General features: G+C 68.7%; 14 protein-coding genes and 1 pseudogene. 6 read left to right on the top strand and 9 right to left on the bottom strand.

Translation table 11 applies throughout. The features are described 5' to 3' along the window. Window positions 1–90 precede the first annotated feature (90 nt). The 3 genes and pseudogenes from WME73_RS14620 to WME73_RS14610 all read left to right on the top strand — a co-directional run. Window positions 91–6,363: an AAA family ATPase gene (locus WME73_RS14620; RefSeq protein ID WP_437917392.1), complete on the top strand. Its 6,273-nt coding sequence runs from the start codon at window positions 91–93 to the stop codon at window positions 6,361–6,363. Further along, a complete protein-coding gene (locus tag WME73_RS14615; RefSeq protein WP_437746054.1) occupies window positions 6,360–8,381 on the top strand; it encodes an ATP-binding protein in 2,022 nt (673 codons plus the stop codon). Before WME73_RS14620 ends, WME73_RS14615 begins: the two co-directional genes overlap by 4 nt. A 45-nt stretch (window positions 8,382–8,426) precedes the next feature. Next, window positions 8,427–8,570: pseudogene (locus WME73_RS14610) on the top strand (sigma factor-like helix-turn-helix DNA-binding protein); the annotation flags it as partial. 40 nt (window positions 8,571–8,610) lie between these two features. Here the strand turns inward: WME73_RS14610 and WME73_RS14605 are convergent. From WME73_RS14605 to WME73_RS14580, 6 genes are all read right to left on the bottom strand, one after another. Continuing rightward, on the bottom strand, window positions 8,611–9,606 hold the full coding sequence (locus WME73_RS14605) for an aldo/keto reductase (RefSeq protein ID WP_437746053.1): 996 nt from the start codon (window positions 9,604–9,606) through the stop codon (window positions 8,611–8,613). 97 nt (window positions 9,607–9,703) lie between these two features. Further along, window positions 9,704–10,462 carry an SDR family NAD(P)-dependent oxidoreductase gene (locus tag WME73_RS14600; protein WP_437746052.1) on the bottom strand — a complete coding sequence of 253 codons (759 nt, stop codon included), beginning with the start codon at window positions 10,460–10,462 and terminating at the stop codon, window positions 9,704–9,706. A 347-nt stretch (window positions 10,463–10,809) separates the two neighbouring features. Further along, on the bottom strand, window positions 10,810–11,049 hold the full coding sequence (locus WME73_RS14595; RefSeq protein ID WP_437871662.1) for a hypothetical protein: 240 nt from the start codon (window positions 11,047–11,049) through the stop codon (window positions 10,810–10,812). Then, a complete protein-coding gene (locus WME73_RS14590; protein WP_437916069.1) occupies window positions 11,046–12,287 on the bottom strand; it encodes a hypothetical protein in 1,242 nt (413 codons plus the stop codon). The genes WME73_RS14595 and WME73_RS14590 overlap by 4 nt, the downstream gene beginning before the upstream one ends. 209 nt (window positions 12,288–12,496) lie before the next feature. Continuing rightward, window positions 12,497–13,327 carry a hypothetical protein gene (locus WME73_RS14585; protein WP_437746049.1) on the bottom strand — a complete coding sequence of 277 codons (831 nt, stop codon included), beginning with the start codon at window positions 13,325–13,327 and terminating at the stop codon, window positions 12,497–12,499. A 69-nt stretch (window positions 13,328–13,396) separates the two neighbouring features. Next, window positions 13,397–13,543 (bottom strand): hypothetical protein, encoded by a 147-nt coding sequence (locus WME73_RS14580; RefSeq protein WP_437746048.1) that lies wholly within the window; start codon window positions 13,541–13,543, stop codon window positions 13,397–13,399. Window positions 13,544–13,768: 225 nt separating this feature from the next. Here WME73_RS14580 and WME73_RS14575 point away from each other — a divergent pair, with 225 nt between their 5' ends. Both WME73_RS14575 and WME73_RS14570 read left to right on the top strand, forming a co-directional pair. Next, window positions 13,769–14,197, top strand: coding sequence for a hypothetical protein (locus WME73_RS14575; protein ID WP_437746047.1), 429 nt, complete (start codon window positions 13,769–13,771; stop codon window positions 14,195–14,197). Window positions 14,198–14,582: 385 nt separating this feature from the next. Next, window positions 14,583–15,992, top strand: coding sequence for a hypothetical protein (locus tag WME73_RS14570; RefSeq protein WP_437916068.1), 1,410 nt, complete (start codon window positions 14,583–14,585; stop codon window positions 15,990–15,992). Between the two features lie 45 nt (window positions 15,993–16,037). Here the strand turns inward: WME73_RS14570 and WME73_RS14565 are convergent, their stop codons facing one another. Both WME73_RS14565 and WME73_RS14560 read right to left on the bottom strand, forming a co-directional pair. Next, complete coding sequence (locus WME73_RS14565) at window positions 16,038–16,193, bottom strand: hypothetical protein (RefSeq protein ID WP_437916066.1); 156 nt, start codon at window positions 16,191–16,193, stop codon at window positions 16,038–16,040. Between the two features lie 5 nt (window positions 16,194–16,198). Further along, window positions 16,199–17,056 carry an SDR family NAD(P)-dependent oxidoreductase gene (locus WME73_RS14560; RefSeq protein ID WP_437916065.1) on the bottom strand — a complete coding sequence of 286 codons (858 nt, stop codon included), beginning with the start codon at window positions 17,054–17,056 and terminating at the stop codon, window positions 16,199–16,201. Between the two features lie 423 nt (window positions 17,057–17,479). On the opposite strand from WME73_RS14560, the gene WME73_RS14555 reads away from it, so the two are divergent. Next, on the top strand, window positions 17,480–20,413 hold the full coding sequence (locus WME73_RS14555; protein ID WP_437916064.1) for a type VI secretion system Vgr family protein: 2,934 nt from the start codon (window positions 17,480–17,482) through the stop codon (window positions 20,411–20,413). A 23-nt stretch (window positions 20,414–20,436) separates the two neighbouring features. On the opposite strand, the gene WME73_RS14550 is transcribed toward WME73_RS14555, so the two are convergent. Then, window positions 20,437–22,182 (bottom strand): hypothetical protein, encoded by a 1,746-nt coding sequence (locus WME73_RS14550; protein ID WP_437916063.1) that lies wholly within the window; start codon window positions 22,180–22,182, stop codon window positions 20,437–20,439. Window positions 22,183–22,207 lie beyond the last annotated feature (25 nt).

Raw genomic sequence — 22,207 nt, 5'->3', positions numbered from 1 at the left:
GGTGCGGCCCAATCCCTGTGCCAAGTCTCCCCTCGCGCATATACTTGGTCGTGTGAGCTGCCTTTCACTGGCGAGCGAGCAGGGGTGTCGATGATCGTCGGGACAGGCTATGCCCTCCGCGAGAAGATCGAGGAGACCGCCGATTTCAGCCTAATCCGCGCATGCCGCGAGGGCGAGGACGTCCCGGTCTTGCTGAAGGTCCTGCGCGCGGAAAGAGCGACTCGCGCCGAGGTCGCGCGCTTCAAGCACCAGTGCGAGCGCATCGCGCAGCTCGCCTCACCCCGCCTCGTCGCGCTGCGTGGCGTCGAGGAGCTCACCGGCGCCCTGATTGTCGTTCTCGAGGACTTCCCGGGCCGCGATCTCGCGCGGATCCTCGCCGCGCGCCCGTCGTGCAGAATGCCGATCTGCGAGGCGCTCGATCTCGCGGCCGCGCTCGCCGAAGGCCTCGCCGCGGTGCACGCGGCGGGGCTCATCCACCGCGATCTGCGCCCGCACAACGTGCTCGTCGGCGCGTGCGGCGAGGTCAAGATCACGAGCTTCGGCGTCGACGCCGAGATCACCCGCGCGCACGAACGGCTCTACGCGCCGGCGGTGATCGCCGACGTGCTGCCCTATGTCTCCCCCGAGCAGACAGGCCGCATGAACCGCGGCGTCGACCACCGGACGGACCTCTACGCGCTCGGCGTCATCCTTTACCAGATGCTCACGGGTCAGCGCCCCTTCGAGGCCCTGGACCCGATGGAGCTCATCCACGCGCACCTCGCCCTCGCTCCCGCGCCGCCGTCCCGCGTCGACCCGTCGATCCCCGAGGCCATCTCCAGCATCGTGCTCAAGCTGCTCGCGAAGAGCGCCGAGGACCGTTACCAGAGCGCCGAGGGCCTGCTCGCCGACCTCGACCGCTGCCGCGAGGCCCTGCGCGGCACGGGGACTATCGAGCCCTTCGTCGCGGGCCAGCGCGATCGCCAGGACCTGTTCCGGATCCACCAGAAGCTCTACGGCCGCGAGCAGGACATCGAGGCGCTCGCCGCCGCGTTCGAGCGCGCACTCGAGGGCAACCGCGAAATCGTCCTCGTCTCCGGCTACTCGGGCATCGGCAAGACCTCGCTCGTGCAGGAGATCTTGAAGCCGCTCGCGCGGCAGAAGGGCTATTTCACGAGCGGCAAGTACGACCAGTACAACCGCAACACGCCCTACAGCGCGGTGATCCAGGCGTTCGATGGCCTGGTGCGGCAGATCCTCACCGAGAGCGAGGCGCGCATCCAACGCTGGCGGCGCGCGATCCTCGAGGCGCTCGGGCCGAACGCGCAGGTCGTCTGCGACGTCATCCCCTCGCTCTGCCATGTGATCGGCGCGCAGCCGCCCGTGCCGGCGCTCGGCCCGCTCGAGGCGCAGAAGCACCTGAACCGGTGCTTCTTGCTGTTCGTCTCGGTGTTCGCGCGCGGTGCGCACCCGCTCATCCTGTTCCTCGACGATCTGCAGTGGATCGACCCCGCGAGCCTGGGGCTGCTCCGCACGCTCGTCGCCGACGACTCGCTCGAGGCGCTCTTCTTCTGCGGCGCCTACCGCGACAACGAGGTGTCGCCCGGGCACCCGTTCGTCCGGGCCATCGAGGAGCTCAAGCACGCCGGGCTCGTCGTGCGCGACATCGTCCTCGCCCCGCTCGCGCGCCCGCACCTGCTCCAGATGCTCTCGGACAGCCTCAAGCGCGACGACTGCGGGCCGCTCGTCGATGCGGTGCAGAAGAAGACCGGCGGCAACCCGTTCTTCGTCAAGCAGTTCGTCCGGTCGCTGCACGACCACGGCGTGCTCACGTTCGCAGCCGGGTCAGGCTGGCGCTGGGACCTCGCCAGGATCGACGCGCTCGCGTACACGGAAAATGTCGTCGACCTCATGGTGCGCACCATCGCGCGCCTGCCGCCTTCGACCGTGGAGGCGCTCAAGCTCGCCGCGGCGATCGGCAACCGGTTCGAGCTCGACATGCTCGCCACGGTGAGCGAGTGCTCGCCGGAAGAGGCGTACGGCCGCCTCGATCCCGCCGTCGGCGAGGGGCTCGTGCTCGCCGGGCGCGAGGGCTACCGCTTCGCCCATGACAAGGTCCAGGAGGGCGCCTACGCCATGATCCCGGAGGCGGACCGGCCCGCTTTTCACCTCCGCATCGGCCGGCTGCTCGCAGGCAAGCTGGACCTCTCCGAGAGCCAGAGCCTCTTCGACGTCGTCGGCCACCTGAACAGCGCGGGCGACCTCGTGTCGGACCCCGCGGAGCGCCTTTCCCTCGCCCGCATGAGCCTCGACGCCGCCTGCCGCGCCGAGGACTCGGCCGCCTTCGGCGCCGCCCTGCGCTACCTGAAGCTCGGCCTCCTGCGCTTTCCGGAGGACGCCTGGACGTCGCAGTACCCGCTTCGCCTCGAGTACGCGATGAAGACGGGCCTCATGCTCTCGCTCTCGGGCCAGCACGACGACGCCCTCGCGGTCCTCTCCGACTGCCTGGAGCGGGCCGCGAGCCGGCTCGATCGCACTGAGGTGTTGCGGCTCAAGATGAACGTGCAGGTGCTCAAGAATGATCTGCCCGCTGCGCTCGCGGAGGGACTCGCGGCCCTGCGCCCGTTCGGGCTCGACCTGCCCCTGTTCCCCGACGAAGCCATGGTCGACGCCCAAATCCGGGCGACGATGGCGCTCGTCCGGGAAAAGACGCTCGAAGCGCTGTCAGACCTGCCGCCGCTCGCGGACCCGGAGATCCGCGCCATGCAGGATGTGCTCGAGGAGCTCTTCCTCCCCTGCGGGTTCTTGAGCCCCAACAACCTCGGCATCACGGTCGCGAAGCTCGTCGAGAACACGCTCCGCCACGGGCTATCGAAGCACGCGATCTTCGGCTGCATCAACTTCGGGACGTTCCTCTGCGGCCGCGGCGACATCGAGCTCGGCTACCACTTCGGCCGCGCCGCCATCAACCTTTCGGAGCGCTACCCGGACAAGAAGTCCGAAGCGATACTCCGCAACATGTGGGGCTCCTACGTGCAGCACTGGAGGGAGGGTTACCCCGCCTGCCAGAAGTCGCTGCTCGCGGGGATGCACGTCGGGCTCGAGACGGGCCAGTACATCTGGGCGTTCTACACCACGGTCAACGCCATGATGAACAGCCTCCTGCGCGGCCTCCCGCTCTCCGACCTCCTCGCCGAGGCGCAGAGCTACCAGCCGATATGCAAACTCGACAGGGGCAACGCCATCACCTGGATGGTCGACGCGGTCGTACAGATGGCACACCAGCTCTCGGTCGAGACCGCGCACCCGGCCAAGCTCAAGGGCGCGTGGATCGACATCGACGAGGTGATCGAGGAGGCCCGCCGGATGGGCAACGTGCTCTCGCCTCCCTCCGCCCAGACGTACATCGTGATCCTCGGCGTCTTCCAGGGCGCGTTTGAGGAAGCGGCGCGCATCGCGCTCTCGCTGGAGATCGAGATCCCGACCGTGGCGGGCTGGCTCGGCATCCCCGCGTGCCATTTCTACGCCGGCGTCGCGCTCACGCAGGCGGCGGACGTGGTCTCCCCGGACGAGCGCGCGCTCTTCCTCGCCCGCGCGGAGCTCTTTGCTGAAAAACTCTCGCGCTGGGCGGACCTCTGCCCGGAGAACATGGCGCACCGCAGCGCCCTGCTCGGCGCCGAGCTCGAGCGCATCCGCGGCGACGCGCGCGCGGCGTGGGTTCGCTACGACGAGGCGATCGCCCTCGCGCAGCGCGGCGGCTACCTCCACGACGAGGCGCTCGCCAACGAGCTCGCCGGCCTTTCCTTCCGCGCGCTCGGCAAGACCACCATCGCCCGCACCTACCTGACGGAGGCGCACAGCGCCTACGGCCGATGGGGCGCGACCGAGGCGATGCGGCGCCTCGAGCGCGCGTACCCCGACCTCGTCCCCAGCGAGATCCTCCGCGGCGCGACGGGCCCGGAGGCGGCCGCGCCCGCCCGCACCGCGCTCGACCTCGGCTCGGTGCTCGAGGCCTCCCAGGCCATCTCGGGCGAGATCGTCCTCGACCGCCTGCTCGACGCGCTCATGCGCATCCTGGTCAAGAACGCCGGGGCGAGGCGGGGCTGCCTGCTCCTCGCCCGCGCCGAGACCCTGTTCTTGGCTGCCGAGGCGCGGGCGGAGGGGGCCCAGATCGAGGTGCGTATTCCCCACGAGCCCGAAGCCTCCCCTTCGGATCTGCCGGCGTCCCTCCTCAACTACGTCCGGCGCAGCCGGGAGAAGGTGATCCTGGACGACGGGACGGCACGGAATCCCATCATCGCCAGCGACGACCTCTATCCGTACCCCAGATCCGCCCTCTGCCTGCCCATCCTGCGGCAGGCGGAGCTCGTGGGGCTGCTCTACCTGGAAAACGACCTCGTCGCCGGCGCCTTCACCCCGGACCGGCTTTCGGTGCTGGAGCTGCTCTCGGCCCAGGCCGCCATATCGATCGCCAACGCCACGCTCTACGCCGACCTGCTCCAGGAGAACAGCGAACGTCGGCGAGCGGAGCAGGCCGTGCGGGACAGCAAAGAGCTGCTGCAGTCGATCGTCGACAACTCGACAGCGGTCATCTACCTCAAGGATCTCGAGGGTCGTTACCTGATGATCAACCGGCGCTACGCCGAGCTGTTCCACATCGGTGAGCAAGCGATCGTCGGCCGGACCGACTACGATGTCTTCCCCAGGGAGCGGGCCGATGCCTTCCGCGCCGTCGACGACGAGGTGCTGGCCACCAGAACGGCGCTGCAGGCCGAGGAAGAGGCTCCCCAGAGCGATGGGCTGCACACCTACATCTCTCTCAAGTACCCCCTGTGCAACGCGGCGGGGCAGCCCTATGCCGTCTGCGGCATTTCCACCGACATCACCGAGCGCAAGCAGGCTGAAGCGGAGCGCCAAGCCCGCAAGACGGCCGAAGCCGAGAGCCGTGCGAAGACCGAGTTCCTGAGGAACGTGAGCCACGAGCTGCGCACGCCACTGAACGCCATCCTCGGCTATGCCCAGATCCTCAAGCGCTCCCGGGGGCTCGAAGGCCGCGAGGCGACGGGGCTGAATACCATCCAGCAGAGCGGCCAGCACCTCTTGACCCTCATCAACGACCTCCTGGACCTGGCCAAGATCGAGGCGGGCAAGCTCGATCTCTGCCCCGAACCGATCCATCTCTCGACCTTCGTCACGGTCGTCGCCGCCATCATCCGCGTCAGGGCGGAGCAGAAGAGCCTTTACTTCGTCTTCGAGGTCACGCCCCACCTGCCCCAGGCGGTGCTGGCCGACGAGAAGCGCCTGCGCCAGGTGCTGCTCAACCTGCTGGGCAATGCGGTGAAATTCACCGACCGGGGGCGGGTGCGCTTCGGGGTGCAGGGCCTGGCCCAGGACGGGGCCACGGCGCGGCTGCGCTTCGAGGTGGAGGATACCGGGGTCGGAATGACGCCGGAGCAGCTGGCCAAGCTCTTCCAGCCCTTCGAACGGGTGGGGGATGTGCGGCGCCGCGCCGGGACCGGCCTTGGGCTGATGATAAGCCGCCAGCTGGTGCACCTCATGGGCAGCGAGATTCACGTGCAAAGCCGGCCCGGCGAAGGCAGCCGCTTCTGGTTCGAGGTGACCCTGCCAGTGGCCGAGATCGCAGCACCCCTCCGGCCCTCCGAGCGGGACGCCATCGGCTACGAGGGGCCGCGCCGGAAGGTGCTGGTTGCCGAGGACGTGGTGAGCAATCGGGCGGTGCTTCTGGACCTGCTGAGCGGCCTGGGCTTCGAGGTCTGCGAGGCGGCCAATGGCCAGGAGGCCATCGAGCAGGAGATGGCGGCGTCGCTGGATCTGGCGGTGATGGATCTGGTCATGCCGGTGATCGGCGGGCTGGAAGCCATGCAGTGCATTCGTCGCAATCGCCAGGCTCGGGGGCTCGCGCGGCTGCCGTTCATCGTCGTCTCCGCGAGCGCCAACGAGGAAGACCAGGCTGAGAGCATTGCCGCCGGTGCCGACGCCTTCCTCGCCAAGCCGATCGACCGGGAGAGCCTGCTGCGGATCATCGGCGCCCAGCTCGGGCTCACCTGGGTCTATGGCAGACCGGCCGAGGAGCGAGCCGGGGACGGGGAGGGCGCGGAGCTCCTGGCGCCGCCCCGAGAGGAGATGGAAGTCCTGCATGCCCTGGCCCTGAAGGGCAACATGCGCGACATCCAAAAGCGGGCGGCCTACCTGACCACCCTCGACGAACGCTACCGCCCCTTCGCCGACCGCCTGCATCGCCTGGTGCAGGGCTGCCAGTCCAAGGCGATCCGTAGCCTGGTCGAGGAGCACCTGCAGGGGGTGGAGCCGAAGGCGAGGCTGGGGCTGGAGCCGCGGCGCATCGGGGGCGACCAGCGACCATGAGCAGCGCCACAGCGTCCGGTGCTCGCACCCGCACTATCCTGATCGTGGATGACATGCCAGCCAATCTCAACGTGCTGGTGGATAATCTGGAATCGGTGGGTCATGAGGTGCTCATCGCTGAGGACGGTGAAGAGGCTTTGGAGCGGGCCCGCCTCATGCAACCCGACCTGATCCTGCTGGACGTGGTGATGCCGGACATCGACGGTTTCGAGACGTGCCGGCGCCTGAAAGCGGCTGAAAGCACCCGAGACATCCCGGTGATCTTCATGACCTGTCTTACCGATGCGGCTGACAAGCTCGAGGGGTTCAAGGCGGGGGGCGTCGATTACATCGCCAAGCCATTCGAGATTGGAGAGGTGATCGCGCGGGTCACGACGCACCTCAGCTTGCGCGAGGCGCAAAAGGAGCTCGAAGAAAAGAACGCGGAGTTGCAGCGTACCCATCAAGAGCTGGAACAACGGGTGCGAGATCGCACGGCCGAACTGGCCAGCTCGAACGCCGCTCTCCGCGAGAGCCAGCATCTGCTTCAGGCCATCGTCGACAACACGACCGCCGTCGTCTTCGCCAAGGACATCGAGGGTCGCTACATGCTCGTCAACCGCGGGTTCGAAGAGCTCTTCCAGACGCGCCGCGAGCAGGTCATCGGCAAGACCGACCACGACGTCTTCCCACGCGAGCAGGCCGATGAGTATCGCGCCAACGATTTGCTCGTCCTGCAGCAGAATCGGGCCATCGAGCTCGACGAGCTGGCCCCCCAGAGCGACGGCGTGCGCACGTACATTTCCCTCAGGTTCCCGCTCCGCGGCCCCGCTGAAACACCTGAGGGCATTTGCGGTATCGCGACCGACATCACCTCCCGCAAGCACGCCGAGGACGTGCTGCGCCATTCCTACTCGCTCCTCGAGGCTACGATCGAATCGACGGCGGACGGCATCCTGGTCGTCGACGGCGCGAAGCGCATCGTGCGTCATAACCACAGGCTCGCGCAGATGTGGCGCATTCCCACCGATGTCCTCGCCAGCGGATCGGCCGATGTGTTCCTCGCGTTCGCCGGCGGCAAGCTCCGCGAGCCCGAGGTATTCCTGCAAAGCGTCCGTGACCTGTATGCCGATCCCGAGGCGAGCGCCTTCGATACGTTCCCGCTTCGGAACGGGCGGGTCTTCGAGTGTTATACGCAGCCCCAGCGCCTCGGAGGGCGCGTGGCCGGGCGGGTCTGGAGCTTCCGCGACATCACCGCGCGCGTGCGCGCCGAACAGCAACGCGATCGGCTCCTCCTGGACGAGCGGCGCGCGCGCGCGGCGGCGGAGGAGGCCATCCGCCTGCGGGACGAGTTCCTCCTCATCGCCTCGCACGAGCTCCGCACCCCGGTCACCACCCTGCAGCTCTCTATTCAATCGCTGGGGCAAAGGCTCTCGCGGGGCATGAACGGCGAGCGCGTGCGATCGGCGGTCGCCCTCTCCGGCCGCCAGATCAAACGCCTCGCCCACCTCATCGACATGCTCCTCGACGTCTCCCGGATCCAGGCGGGGAGGCTCGAGCTGAACCGGGCGCCCGTCGATCTGCGCGAGCTGGTCGCCGAGATCGTCACCCACCTTGGCGACCAGTTCGCGCAGTCGGGCAGCACGCTCGCTGTGCGCGCGGAGCAGCCGGTCACAGGCTGGTGGGACCGGTACCTGCTGGAACAGGTCGTGACCAACCTCCTGACCAATGCCATCAAGTTCGGGGAACGCGCGCCGATCGAGATCACCATCACCGCGGAAGGTGGGGTCGCACGGCTCTCGGTGACGGACCACGGGATCGGGATACCGGCCGAGGTGCGGACGCAGCTGTTCGAGCGATTTCGCCGCGGCGTCTCGTCGCGGCATTATGGGGGGCTCGGGCTCGGCCTCTATATCACGCGCACCATCGTCGAGGCGCACGGCGGACGAATTAGCCTGTCGAGCGAGGTCGGCCTGGGCTCGACCTTCTGCGTCGAGCTGCCGCTGTCGACCGAGGGCGCGGGGCGCCACTACGCATAGCCAGGGCGGCCGGAGCCGGGCGGCTCGCGCGGCTGCTCGGGCTACGGCGAGCAGACGCACACGCTCGCCGAGATCGAGGGCATGTTCTCGGTGAGCCGGGAGCGGGTCCGGCAGATCGAGGAGAATGCCCTGAGCAAGCTCAGGACGCTGTCGCGCCGGCAGGCGCTCGACACGCCGCTCGGGGGTTGAGGCGGTCCGCTCTCGTACCGAGGGGGCTTCCGGCGCGGGCTCAGCGCGGCGCGTCGCCGCGGCGGAACTCCGCGGTCGCGTCGTCGAGCCGGGCCTTGAGCTGCGGATCGAGCGAGAGCTCGGCCGCGGAGAGCGTCGCGTCCAGCTGGTCTGGCCGGCTGGCGCCGATGATGGCCGACGTGACGGCCGGGTTGGCGAGCACCCACGCCACGGCGACGGTCGTGAGCGACTGGCCTGCTTCGGCGACGATGCTCGCGAGCTTCTCGACGGTCGCGAACGCGCGCTCGTTCCAGTAGCGCTGCTGGTAGTTGGACGCCGCCGCGCCGAGCGTGAAGCGGGTGCCCGGCGTGGGCTCGCCGCGGCGGTGCTTGCCCGTGAGGAACCCGCCGGCGAGCGGGTTGTACGGGATGACGCCGAGGCCCTCCTCCTGCGCGAGCGGGAGCAGCTCGCGCTCGATCTCCCGGAACAGCAGCGCATAACGCGGTTGCACGGACACGAACCGCGCGAGCCCGCGCACGTCGGCGCGGCCGAGCGCGCGCGCCAGGCGATATGCCAGGTAGTTGGACACACCGATGTACCGCGCCTTGCCCGAGCGAACGACGATGTCGAGCGCCTCCAGCGTCTCGTCGATCGGCGTGTCACGATCGTCGGAGTGGAGCTGATAGAGATCCACGTAATCGGTGCCGAGCCGGCGCAGGGAGGCGTCGATCGCGTCCAGGATGTGCTTGCGGGAGGCGCCCTGATCCCACGGGTTCGGGCCGACGCGGCCGACGCACTTGGTGGCGAGGATGAAGCGGTCTCGCTTGCCCTTGAGCCAGCGGCCGACGATCTCCTCGGTGCGCCCGGCGGCCTCCAAACCGCCGCCTAGCGGATACACGTCGGCCGTATCGAGGAAGTTGACGCCGGCGCCAGCGGCCTTGTCGAGGATGGCGCGGGAGGTCTCCTCGTCCGTCTGGAAACCGAACGTCATCGTGCCCAGGCACAGGCGAGAAACGGTGAGGCCGGTACGGCCGAGTCGGGTCGTCGGGATGCTCATGATCTTCCGTTGGTGCTTTGGCTAGGTTGCTCGTGGCGTCGCGCTGGCGCGGTCGCCTCCCGCTCCCGCATGGAGCGCGGGCCCGTCGGTTCGGGGCTCAATAATAGATCGGCCCGACGCTTCCGCCGCCGGCAACGACGGCGTCGCCATTGATCGCGACGCTCCTCGGCGAGGCGAGGAACGCGACGACCCACGCGACCTCGCGGGCGTCGACGATCCGGCCGATGCTCACCGAGGCGGCGATATCCTTCTCCGGCTCGGGCCGGACGCGCTCGGTGCGGGTCGCGCCGGGGTGCACGACCGTGACGTTGATCCCCTTCGGGCCGAGCTCGTCCGCGAGGTTCTTCGTGATCGCCGCCACGCCGACGTTGCGCAGGGTGGCGACCGGGCGGCCGGCCTTGCGCACGGCGAGCCCGCCGATGTTGATGATGCGGCCCCAGCCGTTCGCGATGAGGTGCGGGGCGACGGCGCGCGCGGTCCGCAGGTAGCCCACGACCTTGATGTTGATGTCCTCGATCACCTGCGCGTCGACGATCTGGTCGAGGCGCGTCGCGGTCGAGATCCCGCCCGGCACGGCCGCGTTGTTGACGAGGATATCCACTCCGCCCAGCGCGGCGAGGGCGCGCTCGACGAGCGCGTTGACCGAGGTCTCGTTGCCGGTGTCGACCACCAGCGGGACGACGCGGCGGCCCGTCTCCGCCGAGAGCTCCGCGGCGGTCGCCTCCAGCTTGTCCTTGCCGCGCGCGGCGATCACGACGTCGGCGCCTTCCCGCGCGAGCTCCCGCGCGATCGCCTTGCCGATACCGCGGCTGCCGCCGGTGACGATGGCCCGCTTGCCGGTGAGTTCGAGATCCACGATCAGCTCCTTCCATCGGCAGACACGAGGTCGTGTGTCTTCTCGCGCCGAGGGAGCCGCGCCAGAGCACGTTTCATTCCACCCGGTGCTTGCCCCGTGTTCGCAGAGGGGATGGCGCGCGCCGGCGCCCGCCGGGCGCTGCTGGCGGTGCCGCGCGCGCCGGCACGCCGGGCGGCGTGTCTGCTTCGCAGGCAGCAGCCTGCTGGCGCCGTGCTGCGGGCAGAGCAGCTCGCCCATCGCCGAGGCGCGCGGAGCGAGCGCGCGGCGCGAGGGCGCCCTGCGCGAGCCCGCCGAGGCGGCGCAGGCTGCCGCTCAGCGCGGCGGCGAGCCGTCCGAGGGGGCGCGGGTCACCGTGACCGGAGCCGGTCGACGACAGCGAGCACGCCCGCCGCGATCGCGAGGATCGGCGCGAAGATCACGCCGCCGAACCACGCCAGCGCGTAGGCGACGCCGAGCAACGGATCGCCCCCACCGGCGGGCGGGGGCGTGCCGCTCAGCACCGACACATGCTCGCGCAGGCCGAGCATGTGGCAGGCAGCGAAGGCCGCGATGAGCATCGCGGCGCCGAGGGCCAGCTGTCGGCTCACGGGGCACCTCCCGCGCCGGCGATCCGTTCCCAGAGCGGGCCGAAGCTCAGCGCGTAGAGCAGCGCCGCGTCGCCGACCTGGTTGCTTGCGGCGTACCGCAGCCGGTCGCCCTCGCGGATCGGGAACGCCGCGAGGTCGAGCGAGGTGAGCAGCCCCCCGAGGCACGGCGCGTCGCCGAAGGCCGCGGCGCCGAGCAGCGCGAGGCCGCTCGATCCGGCGCTCGCCCCGACGAGCGGCACGATCGGACCCGAGTCCACGTCCTCCGGGCCAGCCCACGAGCGGGGCCACTCGCGCGCCCAGCCGAAGCCGAGGAGCTCCGCCCCGAGCTCGCGGCGCGCCCGCGCGTACTGATCGCGCGCGAAATCAGGGTCGATCAGGAGCAGCGCGTGCGCGACCAGCCAGAGGGACGACCCCTCCGGGCCGTCCAGGATCCTGCCGTCGTGGGTGTAGCTCGACACGAGCAGCCCCGTCTTCGGGTCCAGGAGCCGGGCGCGCGCCGCCGCGAGCCAGCGGCGGCCGAGATCGAGGCCGCGGCGCTCGCCGTGCAGCGCGTCGGCCATGCGCATCGCGGAGAGGGCGAGCGTGTTGCAGAAGGTCCAGCACTCGTCGGGGTAGCTCTCGGCCGACAGCACGGGGCTCCGTTCCATGCGGGACCGCATCTCGGCGACGCGCGCGTCGAGCTCGGCCTCGTGATCGGCGCGGCGCGCGACCAGGGCGCGCGCCCCCAGCATGAGCGCGATCTCGCCGTCCACGAAGAGGCTGCGCCCAGGCTGCTGCACGAACGGCCGCCGCGTGGCGTATGGCATCATGAAGTGCAGCATCCCCCGCTCGCGCTCGATCGCGAGGGTCTCGTCGACGATCCGGTCGATGACGGCGAGGTGGCGCGCCTGGGCGCCCGGATCCCGCAGCGCGGCGTTGGCCAGGCCGAGGACGAGGAAGGTCCGTCCCATGAAGTCCCACTCGGCGTTCGCGGCCCGCATCCGCGCGAGCGCCGCGTCCTGCGCGGCGCTGTCCTCCTCCCAGAGCGAGAGCTGATGCGCGAGCAGCGCCTGGCCACGCGGCGAGAGCGCGCCCGAGGCGCGGTGCTCGCCCGGCTCGCTCCGGAAGAAGAGGTGGAGGCACGGGAGCCATACGGCCGTGGCGACCAGCAGCGACAGCGCGGCGGCGCCGAGCCGGCGCAGGCGGCCCGCCGCCGCAGGGCGAACCACGACGCCGGCGGTGGAGGAGAGGTCGGTCATGGGACGGAGCGTGGCGCGGCGCCGTGGCCGGGCTGCGCGCGAGATGTGGCGGATCGGAGGAGGCTCCGGGGATTTTCTCACCGGATGGCCGATCTCGCATACGGCGCTGATGGGGAGCGCTCTGGCACGCCGCCGCCCTTCGAGGCGGGCGGCCAAGATCCTGAGGGGCGCTCGCTTCCAGGAATTCGAAGCGGAGGGGCGCGTGAGCCTCATCGTGAATCAGATGGAGGAGATTCTGACGAGCCTGGCTGCGGACGCCCGATAGGGCCGGGCGGATCCACGGGGGCGCCCCGGCGGAAGAGCCTCCGCATGACGGCGCGGGTCATGGCGAGGAGGTTATCGCTGGTGAAGCGGAACCAGAAGCCGGCGTAGCAGCCGTTCGTGCGGAAGCCGGGGTTGGCCGCGGCGTAGCGCCGCGCGGCCGGGCGCTCGAAGTAGCGCGGCGGATACCGGCTCACCGTCTCCTCGGTCATGAAGATGTTGACGCGGAAGAGGCCAGTCTCGTCGTCGACGTGGTAGTTGCTCTCCCTGGCGAGCCTGAAGAACGCCTCCCGCACCGCCTCGTCCTCCGCGGCGCCCCGGCGCTTCGGATCGAAGAGATCGTAGCGCGCGAGCGCCTCGGTGATGGAGACGAACCCGAAGAGGCTGGCGATCGAGAGCCGGTAGAGGCGGGTCCGCGGCGCGCGGCGCTTCGTCTCGAGCAAGAACAGGAGGCCGGAGACGAGGTGCAGCCCGCGGGTCCGGAAGTCCGGCGAGATCCTGAGCTTCCCGCCGACGATGGCCCGGCTGCGGGGCAAGGTGAGCGGCGCGGTCTTCCAGAACTGGAAGCCGACGATCGCCCCGGTGTCGGCGCGGCGGAAGACGTGCACGACATCGTTGGTCCTCGCGTGCACGCAGAAGTGCCCGAAGTCCTCGGCCATGAGCGCGTTCGAGAGGGCGTGGAGCTCGCGCAGGCGCGGCTCGGTGAAGTCGCGCCGCTCGACGGTCTCGAGGCGGACGGCGGGGCGCAGCGGGGAAAGTCGTAGAAGGAGGTTCAACATGGAGGGCTCCGATGGCTCCGGGATGACCCGACTCCGCGGCGGGCGACCGCCGCTCGCGTGGTCGCGGTATCACGCCGCGGCCCTGACCACGATCTCGGGGATACGCGGGTCGCGGAGGAGCAGCCATGCGTCCATCAGGCCGTCGACGAGCAGCGAGGTCATGAACGGCGAGCCCCCGTGAGGGCCGTCCCCGCACTCGCCGGGATCGCGGCGCACCCCGCGAGGAGAAGGACGGGCAGGCCGCGCAGAAGGAGCGCCAACGCGAAGGGACCGTGGCGCGTTCGCTTGCGGTCGTGTGGGATCGACATCGGCCGAGCGTCGCCTACGATAGCCGGGATGCCGCGAGAGCGTACGGAATTCGCTTTTCTCTGATCCTTCGCCAGGCTCGCGGTCGTCGGTCTCGTGGGCTGCGCCCCGACCCGGCCCCCCGCGGCGCCGCTCATGGACTCGCCGGGGATCAGCACGGCAGAGCGACTTCCCTTCCAGGCGCGGCCCGGCGAGTTCTTCGGCCGGCTCCACCACGGTGAGCGCGAGGAGCCGCGGCTCCCGTGCCGGATCACGGATCCTGGCGACGGCGGGCGGCGGCTCGCGAGCCTCGAGGAGCCGCGGCGCATCGAGGGGGCGCTGACCCCGATCGATCACCGCAGCTTCCGGTTCGAGGGCGCGTTCGCCCCGGAGCCGGGCGCCGCGGCCGAGGCCGTAACGGCCACGTTCGAGGCCGTGGATTACCACCTGTACCGCGGGGCGATACGCGCGGCGGGCAGCGAGACCTGGGTGACGCTCGAGCACCTGCCCACGCCGCAGGACCTCGCGGGCCAAGGAGCCGCAGCAAGGCCCGGGGGGCGGCCGGGGAGCGCAGAGCAGCGCTAGCTCGCTCGTTCCGACTGGCGCCTCTCCGTGAGCCCCGGCCGACCGGGCACCTCATCAGGACGGCAAGCGACAACGGGGGCGTGACCGCACCCAGGCTGCCGATACCAAGCCGAATGCAGCCCCTTGTGTGCAGGGCGCAAGACGTCCATCGCCTGAAGCTCGATCCATCATCTCCCATTTTCATCGAATCCCCAGTTGGCACGAACGGGAAACAACACCCACAAACGCCACGAGACCTTTGCCCTCGACGCCTGTCGCCGGCTCACGACCCGCACACGAGCAGCTCACCCGACGAAACGTTCATGGACTCTCTTACTTGCCCACGAAGGCATACAAACCACTTTTGGATTCGCAGTATGACGCGAAGACACCGAAAGGTCTTACCATGACGACACATCTCACCACGCTCTTGGTGCTCGTTGGAGCGACGGTCCCGCTCGGCGTGGCCGCGCTCGCCTGCAACTCAGCCGATCGGGGCGAGGGGGCAGAGCACGTCGCCTCCGCCGAGGACGAACTGCCCCGCCGTGCGCGATTCAGCAACTTCGACGCCACCATAGAACGAAATACGCGCAACTTGCTCCAGCGGGGACAGGAGATCTTCCGATTCGACACCTTCGGCGACGAGGAGTTCTGGGGCGGCGAGCTCCGGTTGCACCAGAGCATCGCCAACGTGACGCCGGCTCAGGCGCTGGGGCTCGGGCTGAAGGTGGACGCGGACGCGCTCCCGTCGCGGCTCCGAGAAAAGATCGCGCGCGGCCAGGTCAACCTCGACGATCCCGCCGTCACGCTGAGCCTCTTGCAGCTCGATGCGATCCTCGGGGTGACGGGCTTCTTCGACGACAGCGGCAACCTGATCTCTATCGGGCTCCAGTGCGCGCTCTGTCATTCCACGGTCAACGACTCCGTGCGTCCAGGCATCGGCACGCGCCTCGACGGCTGGGCCAACCGGGACCTGGACGTCGGCGCCATCATCGCTACGGCCCCGACGGTCCAGCCGATCGTCGACCTGCTGCCGAAGGTGCCCGAGGGCATCAACGAGGAAGGCGTGAGGAGAGTTCTGCGCAGCTGGGGGCCGGGCAAGTACGACGCCCAGTTGCTCCTCGACGGGAAGGCGTTCCGGCCTGACGGAAAGACCGCCGCGACCTTGCTCCCCAACGCGTTCGATGTGGGCGGAGTCAACGAGCACACCTGGACGGGCAACTGGGGCTCGGTGCCCTATTGGAACGCGTACGTCGCCGTGACCCAGCTCCATGGGAAGGGTAATTTCTTCGATCCCAGGCTCAACGATAAAGACAAGTACCCGAACGCCGCGGCCACCGGGATCTGGAATGTGATCGTGGATCCGAAGAAAGATCTCGTCACGTCGAAGCTCCCGGCGCTGCACTTCTATCAACTCGCGCTCCCGGCGCCGAAGCCGGAGCCCGGGCTCGATTTCGACAGGGAGGCCGCCGAGCGCGGCGCGAAGCTGTTCACCGGCGACGCGAAGTGCACCGACTGCCACAACAAGCCGCTCTGGACCGACGCTGGCTGGAACCTGCACACACCCGACGAGATGGGAATTGACGCCTTCCAGGCGAACCGCGCGCCCGGCAACTCGTACAAGACGATGAACCTGGCCGCCCTCTTCGTCCGAGAGCTAGGGCTGTTCATGAAGCCGAAGAACAAGGGTCGCTTCTACCACGATGGCCGCTTCGAGACGCTGCTGGACGTCGTGCGCAGCTATAACGAGCGCTTCGATCTGAGGCTCGACTCCAGCCAGAAGCGTGACCTCGTGGAATACCTGAAGTCGCTCTAGTCGGACAGGCCGGGGTAGACCGCCCCCGGCCGAGCACAGGCAGAGTCAAGCGCTATCGCGACGGCCTGCAGGCGCAGGTAGCGCCAGGTTGACTGCGCCGCTGGCGCTGCCCAGGCTCGCCTGTCTCGCGTCGAGCTTGGTCACCGCCGCGAACGCCTCCGCCGCGTCGGCCTCGGTGGTGCGCGCCTCGAACGGCTGCACATCGTCTATCCCCCGGCCCCGTACAGGGCGTGCAGCGCCCGCGTGGCCTCATCGGCGGCGACGTTCACCGGGTCGACCAGCGCCGCGTCCGCGCCGAACGTCGTGCGCAGCGGCCGCTGCCCGTGCGGCATCTCCAGCAGCCTGAGCAGCACGTCCGCGAGCTCTTCCGGGGATGGTCCCTTCATGGTCTTGACCATCTCGAGCGTGGCGCGCGCCACGCCGCCGAGCGCCCCGTACTCGGCGGCGCGCGCCGTGTCGTCGTCCAGCCACATGTTGTCGAAGATCTTCGTCTGGACCATTCCCGGCTCCAGGATCACGACGTCGATCCCGAAGGACGCGAGCTCGCGCTTGTAGCCCTCGGCCATCATCTCCATCGCAGCCTTGGCCGCGCAGTAGAGCACCGTGGTCGGTATGACGACGCGCCCGGCGAGGCTGGACGTGAAGGCGAGCACCCCGGTCTTCCGCCGGCGCATGTGCGGCAGCACGGCGCGACAGACGCGCTGCGTCCCGAGGACGTGGGTATCGAGGAGCCGTTGCAGCAGATCGACGCTGCCGCACTCGGTCAGCCCCATCAGGCAGCCGCCCGCGTTGTTCAGGAGCACATCGATCTTCCCCGTCTTCTCCACCACCGTCGCGACCGCCGCGGCCACGGAGGCGTCGTCCGTCACGTCGAGCGCGACCGCCTCGATGGGGATCCCCGCGGTCGCCAGGCCGGCCACCTCGTCGCGCGCCGCTCGGTTCCTGCCGTTGGGATCGCGCATGCCCGCGAAGGCCACATACCCGTTCCTCGCGAGCGTCTCCGCCACGCTCCGGCCGATCCCCGTGCTCGCGCCCGTCACCAGCGCCACCCGCTTCGCCGTCATCGGTCCTTCCCTCCTCGGGCGCCGAGGCCTCACCCGGCGCTCGTTGCCCCGTCGACGGTGATACACGACCCGGAGAAAATTGGAATTCTGGACGGAGGTGTACGGCACCATCCAGCCAGGATTCAAATTCAAACCGGAGGCGTCGGCGGTCGCCGTCGACACGCCCTACGCCACGGCGAACCCGGCGCAGAGCAGGTCCTATGGCTGGGACGACGAGCCGAGCGGGTCCGGCAGATCGAGGAGAACGCCTTGAGCAAGCTCCGGATGCTGTCGCGGCGGCAGGCGCGCGAGGTGCCGCTGGAGGGCTGAGGGGCTTCCGCGAGCGCCGTCGCGCGGCGACGCGGCGGTGCTCCGCTGCACGAGCAGCTTGAAAGAGAGCTCGCCGGCGGGCGATGGTAGCGTCTCTTCACCCGAGGGACGCTCATGAAGGACATCCTTTCTGCTCGCCTGGAATCGCGTGCTTTCTCGGCCGACGCGGTCGAGCTCCACGACCTCACCGGGCGCGAGGTCATCTCGCAGCCGTTCGAGTTCCAGCTCCACGTCGTGTGCAAGAGCCCCGAGGGGCTCGACGAGGACGCGCTCCTCGCCGAGCCCGCCGCGCTCGTGTTCCTGAGGGGCGACCGCGAGGAGCGGCGTCTCTTCGGCGTCATCTCCGTCGTGCGCGACGCGCTCCACACCGAGACGCTGCACATGGCGTACACGCTCACCTTCGTGCCCCGCGCCTTCCGGCTGACGCTCACCGAGACGTCGGAGATCTTCATGGATCTCTCGGTCCCGGAGATCATCAAGAAGAAGCTCGCGCGGGCCGGTCTCCACGAGGGCGACGCCTTCGAGCTCCGCCTGGTGTCGACGTACCCGCCGCGCGAGTACGTCGTGCAGTACAAGGAGACCGACCTCCAGTTCGTCTCGCGCCTCGCCGAGCACCTCGGCATCTCGTTCTTCTTCGAGCACCGCGACGGCCGCGACGTCGTGGTCTTCTCCGACACGAACAGCGGCTTTCAGCCGGTCGCCGGCGACGGGCGTGCGCACTTCTACCCGCGCGGCGATCGCATCGGTGTCCACCGCCTGGAGGGCACGACGCGCACCGTCCCGAGCCGGTACGTGGTGAAGGACTACAACTACCGCACACCGCACGTGCCGCTCATGGCCGCCGCCACCGTCTCGGAGGCGTCCGGCGGCGACATCGTCGAGTACGGCGCGCACTTCAAGACCCCCGACGAGGGCGAGCGAATCGCGGTCCTCCGCGCGGAGGAGCTGCGCGCCGGCCGCAGGGTGTTCGAGGGCGCCAGCGACGTGCAGGCCCTCGGCGCGGGCGCGAAGCTCACGCTCGAGGGACACCCGCGCGGCGACATCGAGTTGCTGCTCGTCGAGGTGCGCCACCGGCTCCAGCAGGCCACGCTCAACGCGGGCACGGGCGAGGAGCGCGCTTACGCCAACGAGTTCAGGGCCATCCCCTTCTCGACGACGTACCGCCCGCCGCGCCTCACCCCGAAGCCGAAGGTGCACGGCGTCATCACCGGCGTCATCGACGCCGCGGCCAAGGGCCAGTACGCCGAGGTCGACGAGAGCGGCCGCTACCGCGTCCGCTTCCTCTTCGATACGAGCAGCGCCGAGGACGGCAAAGCATCGAGGCTCATCCGCATGGCCCAGCCCCATACCGGCGCGGGCTACGGGTTCCACTTCCCCCTGCGGAGCGGGGTGGAGGTGATCCTGACCTTCATCGACGGGGATCCGGACCGGCCGATCATCGCCGGCGCCGTGCCGAACCCGCAGACGCCCAGCACGGTCGACGCGAAGAACGCGCGCAGGAACGTCATCCGGACCGGCGGGAACAACGAGATCAACATCGACGACAACGAGGGCGAGGAGCGTATCAAGCTGTCGACGCCGTACGGTGGTGCGACGCTGCAGCTCGGGGCACCCAACACGCCGGAAGCGGGCGCCGCGCTCACCACGAAGGAGGCTTACACTGCGGTGGCGAACGCGGGCGTGGGAACGATCACCTCTTCGAACGCGGTCATCGCCGACGTCGCTTCGATGCTTACCGCCGGCAACCTGGTCAATCATGCTGGGCTCGCGAGCATCGCGAGCGTGGTCTTTGGAGACAAAGGGCAGAAGCTGGTGGACGACCTGCTCGGTGTTGCCAAGAACGCCCTCGATATTCCGGCGAAACAAGAAAGCCTGGCTCAAGCCCAGCTCGATCAGGAAAGCATCGAAGCTCAAGCAGCCGCTGACAAGCTCGAGCAATCGATGGCCGCACGATGGTACGATGAGAGCCTGCGCAACAACCAGAAGGTCGTGAACTCCGATGGCACAGAACGGCCGATGACGCGCCAGGAGTGGGAAGCGCTGTATCACGTACCGGACGTCGAGAAAGCCGAGAAGGCCGCTCTCAAGGCGAAGCAGGCAAAAGCCGCCGCCGAAGCACACAGAAAGCGCATCACGGAAGGGGAGGACGCGCTCACCCGACGACGATGGCTCAACCACATCGAAGAGGCCAAGGCAGGCAAAGCAGGACTCGCGGGTGCAGCCGGGCTCCTCAGCACCGGTATCAAGCTCGTCAAGAAGGCTCAAGAATCGACGTCAATTGCAATAGCCGCAACGATGGCCGGACTGGCTGGCGGCTTCGCGCAGGTGGGTCGAATCCCAGGCGTCGTCACCGCGCCCGCGAGCCCCATGAATTTGAACACTGCCGCGGTGACCGCCGCCATCGTCGGGGATGTCGACGCATTGGTATGCGGCGGAGTCGCCGCCACGCTCTCGTCTCAAGGACAAGCCATCGTCGCCGGGGGAGGCGCGGCGATGCTCAAATCGCCCGCAGCCGTCGAAATCGCGGGCATGCTCAAGACGCTCGTCACGTCCGGTGCGCTGGTGGATCTGTTCTCGGGCGGAGCCATGAAGCTGAAGAGCACAGCGACGACGCGACTCAAGAGCGGCGCAACGGCGACGATCGTGTCGAACGCAATCCTCGCGATGCAAGCCAAAGGCCCGCTCATGGCAAAGGCAGGCGGGAGGATGGACCTCAAGTCCAGAGGCGCCATGAAGGTTCAAAGCGGCGACGCGCTAACTGCGAAGGCCAAGAATGTGGCCATCACCGCATCATCCAGCGCCCAGGTGACTGGCGAGAAGGTGATCGTGAAAGGCGGCAACTGGGGCATGAAAGCAGAACACGGCGACGTGTCGATCGGGGGAGGAGGGAGCGGCATCATGATTTCAAATAATGACACACGCATCATCAAGAGCAGCTCGACATGCGTAGTTAAGAACGCCAGCGCCGAGCTAAGAGCGGGTGGAACGAAAGTCATCTGCGCGTCGGGCGCCGTGAAGATCACCGGAGGCCGGATCGAGCTCGGCTGACGTTCTATACACCGCGCGCCCTTTCAAGCACAAGCATGATAAAAAATGAGCGCGGCAATAAACAGAACAGTCAACATAAATACGAAACCATTGATCCGCTGCTCTCTAAGCCTCTCCGCGACAAACAACTCCTCGTAGGAGCTCTGCGCGGCGTCCGATTCCGCCTGTCCTCCCCCCACCAGCATTCCCTGAGGCGCGTTCCTTGCCCCTTGATTGAGCTCATTCACGGCCACTCTGTCGCGCCTGAACTCCTTCTCACTGGCGAAGAGGAGCGTCCCCGCCGGCGTGAACTTCCAGGCGCGCCCCTTGGCGCCAAAAAGCCAGATCGCGCCATCACGGCACACCGCGATGCTCATCCTCCGTTCTGGCAGCCCGCCGCGCTTCGACTCGAGCACAACGCTCTGCTCGCCTGCTGGGCTGATTCGCACGAGCTGCCTGCTGCGTAAGACGTAGGCGTTCCCATGGAGGTCAGCTCCGAGTGCTCGGTACTGGAAATCGGGAGGGTCGAAGGAGAGCGTCACACCGTAAATTTTCCGCCCGCTCGCTTCGAAGCGGGCGATCTCATGTGGAGCCATGAGGTAGATCGATCCGTCTGGACCGCAATAGACACGCATGCTTTCGGTGCGCATCTCGACAGGGCGGTCAGGAAAGCTGCGAGGACTGCCGCTGGCGTGGGTGTCGCCCTGCCGCGCGCCGCCGGGCCACGCGGGCATCTCCGCCCCCTCTGGCGTGATTCGTCGAAGCCTGTCGCCCTTCAAGATCATCAGAGATCCATCACGGTCGCAGGCCATGTCCTTGCAGTCGAGGAGGTCGATGTCTATCTCCGGCGCGCCCCCGACAGGCGCGCCGGTCTCGGCGAAGAGCCAAGGGCGCGATGGCCACCCCCAACCCGTCACAAGGAGCGTGCCTTTTGGTGAGAGCACGAGGCGTACTGCCTTCAGTCGATTGCGGTGTAGCCATCTAATATTCAGAGAGCGATCGACGGACCAGATGACGTCATCTATCTTCTTTTTTGTCTCGAACCCGACGCGCATCTCGTGCGACTGCCTGGCCGCGCAATAGAGATTATCCGCTGCGTCGACGGCGACGTCGGGCGGTTCTTCCCAGTCGAACAACCCCGCGACGACCGCCTGCGCGGCCGGGGCGCCCTCGGCGATCGACGGGTGAAAGCAGAGGAACCAGCTCGCCGCCACCTTCCTTCGCCCCCGGTACACGAACTCGTCCGGCACGTGCACGCTCGCGCTGCAGAACCGGCAGCTGACCGCTCGACTCACACCGTCGAACGGCACCGGCGAGCCGCACTGCGGGCACGGAAACGTCGCCGCCTCGGCCGCGAGCGAGGGGGCCAGAGCCAGCGGATCCGGGTCCTCCCCAACGAGGTGCGTGATGTTCGGAAGCGCTCCCTCGAGCTCCACCGGCACCGCTCGCACCCGGGCCTGCTTGGCGCAGCGGTCGCAGCGGAGCATCGCCTGCCCTCGCACCTCCACGATGCTCGCGACGGGGATCTCCTTCCCGCAACCCTGGCAGCACGGGCCGAGCCGCGTATACGCGACCGACAGCCCGCCCGCCCGGCTCCGCCGCCCCTCGTTCCGGAGCATCCTCGGCCCGTCGTAGACCGGATCGCGCAGCAGCGCCTGCCAGATATCGCCGCTCACCTGCGTCGACCTCCCGCAGCTCGGGCAGCCCACCTCGCGAGCCAGCGTGTTGACCGGCATCGGCATCCTGCAGGTGCCGCACTCCGTCTCGATCCTTACCGCGACGCTGATCATGCCTCTCCGCTCCTCTCCCCTCCCC

The organism is Sorangium sp. So ce302 (assembly GCF_051530145.1).
In the GTDB taxonomy this organism is placed as follows: Bacteria; Myxococcota_A; Polyangia; order Polyangiales; family Polyangiaceae; genus Sorangium; species Sorangium cellulosum_B.
The sequence above is the reverse complement of the archived record's forward strand: the minus strand, read 5'-3'. Positions and strand labels throughout refer to the sequence as shown.

What these genes read in the sequence shown, in the direction of transcription:
- WME73_RS14620 (WP_437917392.1), top strand. Translation starts at nt 91, where the DNA reads ATGATCGTCGGGACAGGCTATGCCCTCCGCGAGAAGATCGAGGAGACC.
- WME73_RS14615 (WP_437746054.1), top strand. Translation starts at nt 6,360, where the DNA reads ATGAGCAGCGCCACAGCGTCCGGTGCTCGCACCCGCACTATCCTGATC.
- WME73_RS14605 (WP_437746053.1), bottom strand. Translation starts at nt 9,606, where the DNA reads ATGAGCATCCCGACGACCCGACTCGGCCGTACCGGCCTCACCGTTTCT.
- WME73_RS14590 (WP_437916069.1), bottom strand. Translation starts at nt 12,287, where the DNA reads ATGACCGACCTCTCCTCCACCGCCGGCGTCGTGGTTCGCCCTGCGGCG.
- WME73_RS14585 (WP_437746049.1), bottom strand. Translation starts at nt 13,327, where the DNA reads ATGTTGAACCTCCTTCTACGACTTTCCCCGCTGCGCCCCGCCGTCCGC.
- WME73_RS14575 (WP_437746047.1), top strand. Translation starts at nt 13,769, where the DNA reads ATGGACTCGCCGGGGATCAGCACGGCAGAGCGACTTCCCTTCCAGGCG.
- WME73_RS14570 (WP_437916068.1), top strand. Translation starts at nt 14,583, where the DNA reads ATGACGACACATCTCACCACGCTCTTGGTGCTCGTTGGAGCGACGGTC.
- WME73_RS14560 (WP_437916065.1), bottom strand. Translation starts at nt 17,056, where the DNA reads ATGACGGCGAAGCGGGTGGCGCTGGTGACGGGCGCGAGCACGGGGATC.
- WME73_RS14555 (WP_437916064.1), top strand. Translation starts at nt 17,480, where the DNA reads ATGAAGGACATCCTTTCTGCTCGCCTGGAATCGCGTGCTTTCTCGGCC.
- WME73_RS14550 (WP_437916063.1), bottom strand. Translation starts at nt 22,182, where the DNA reads ATGATCAGCGTCGCGGTAAGGATCGAGACGGAGTGCGGCACCTGCAGG.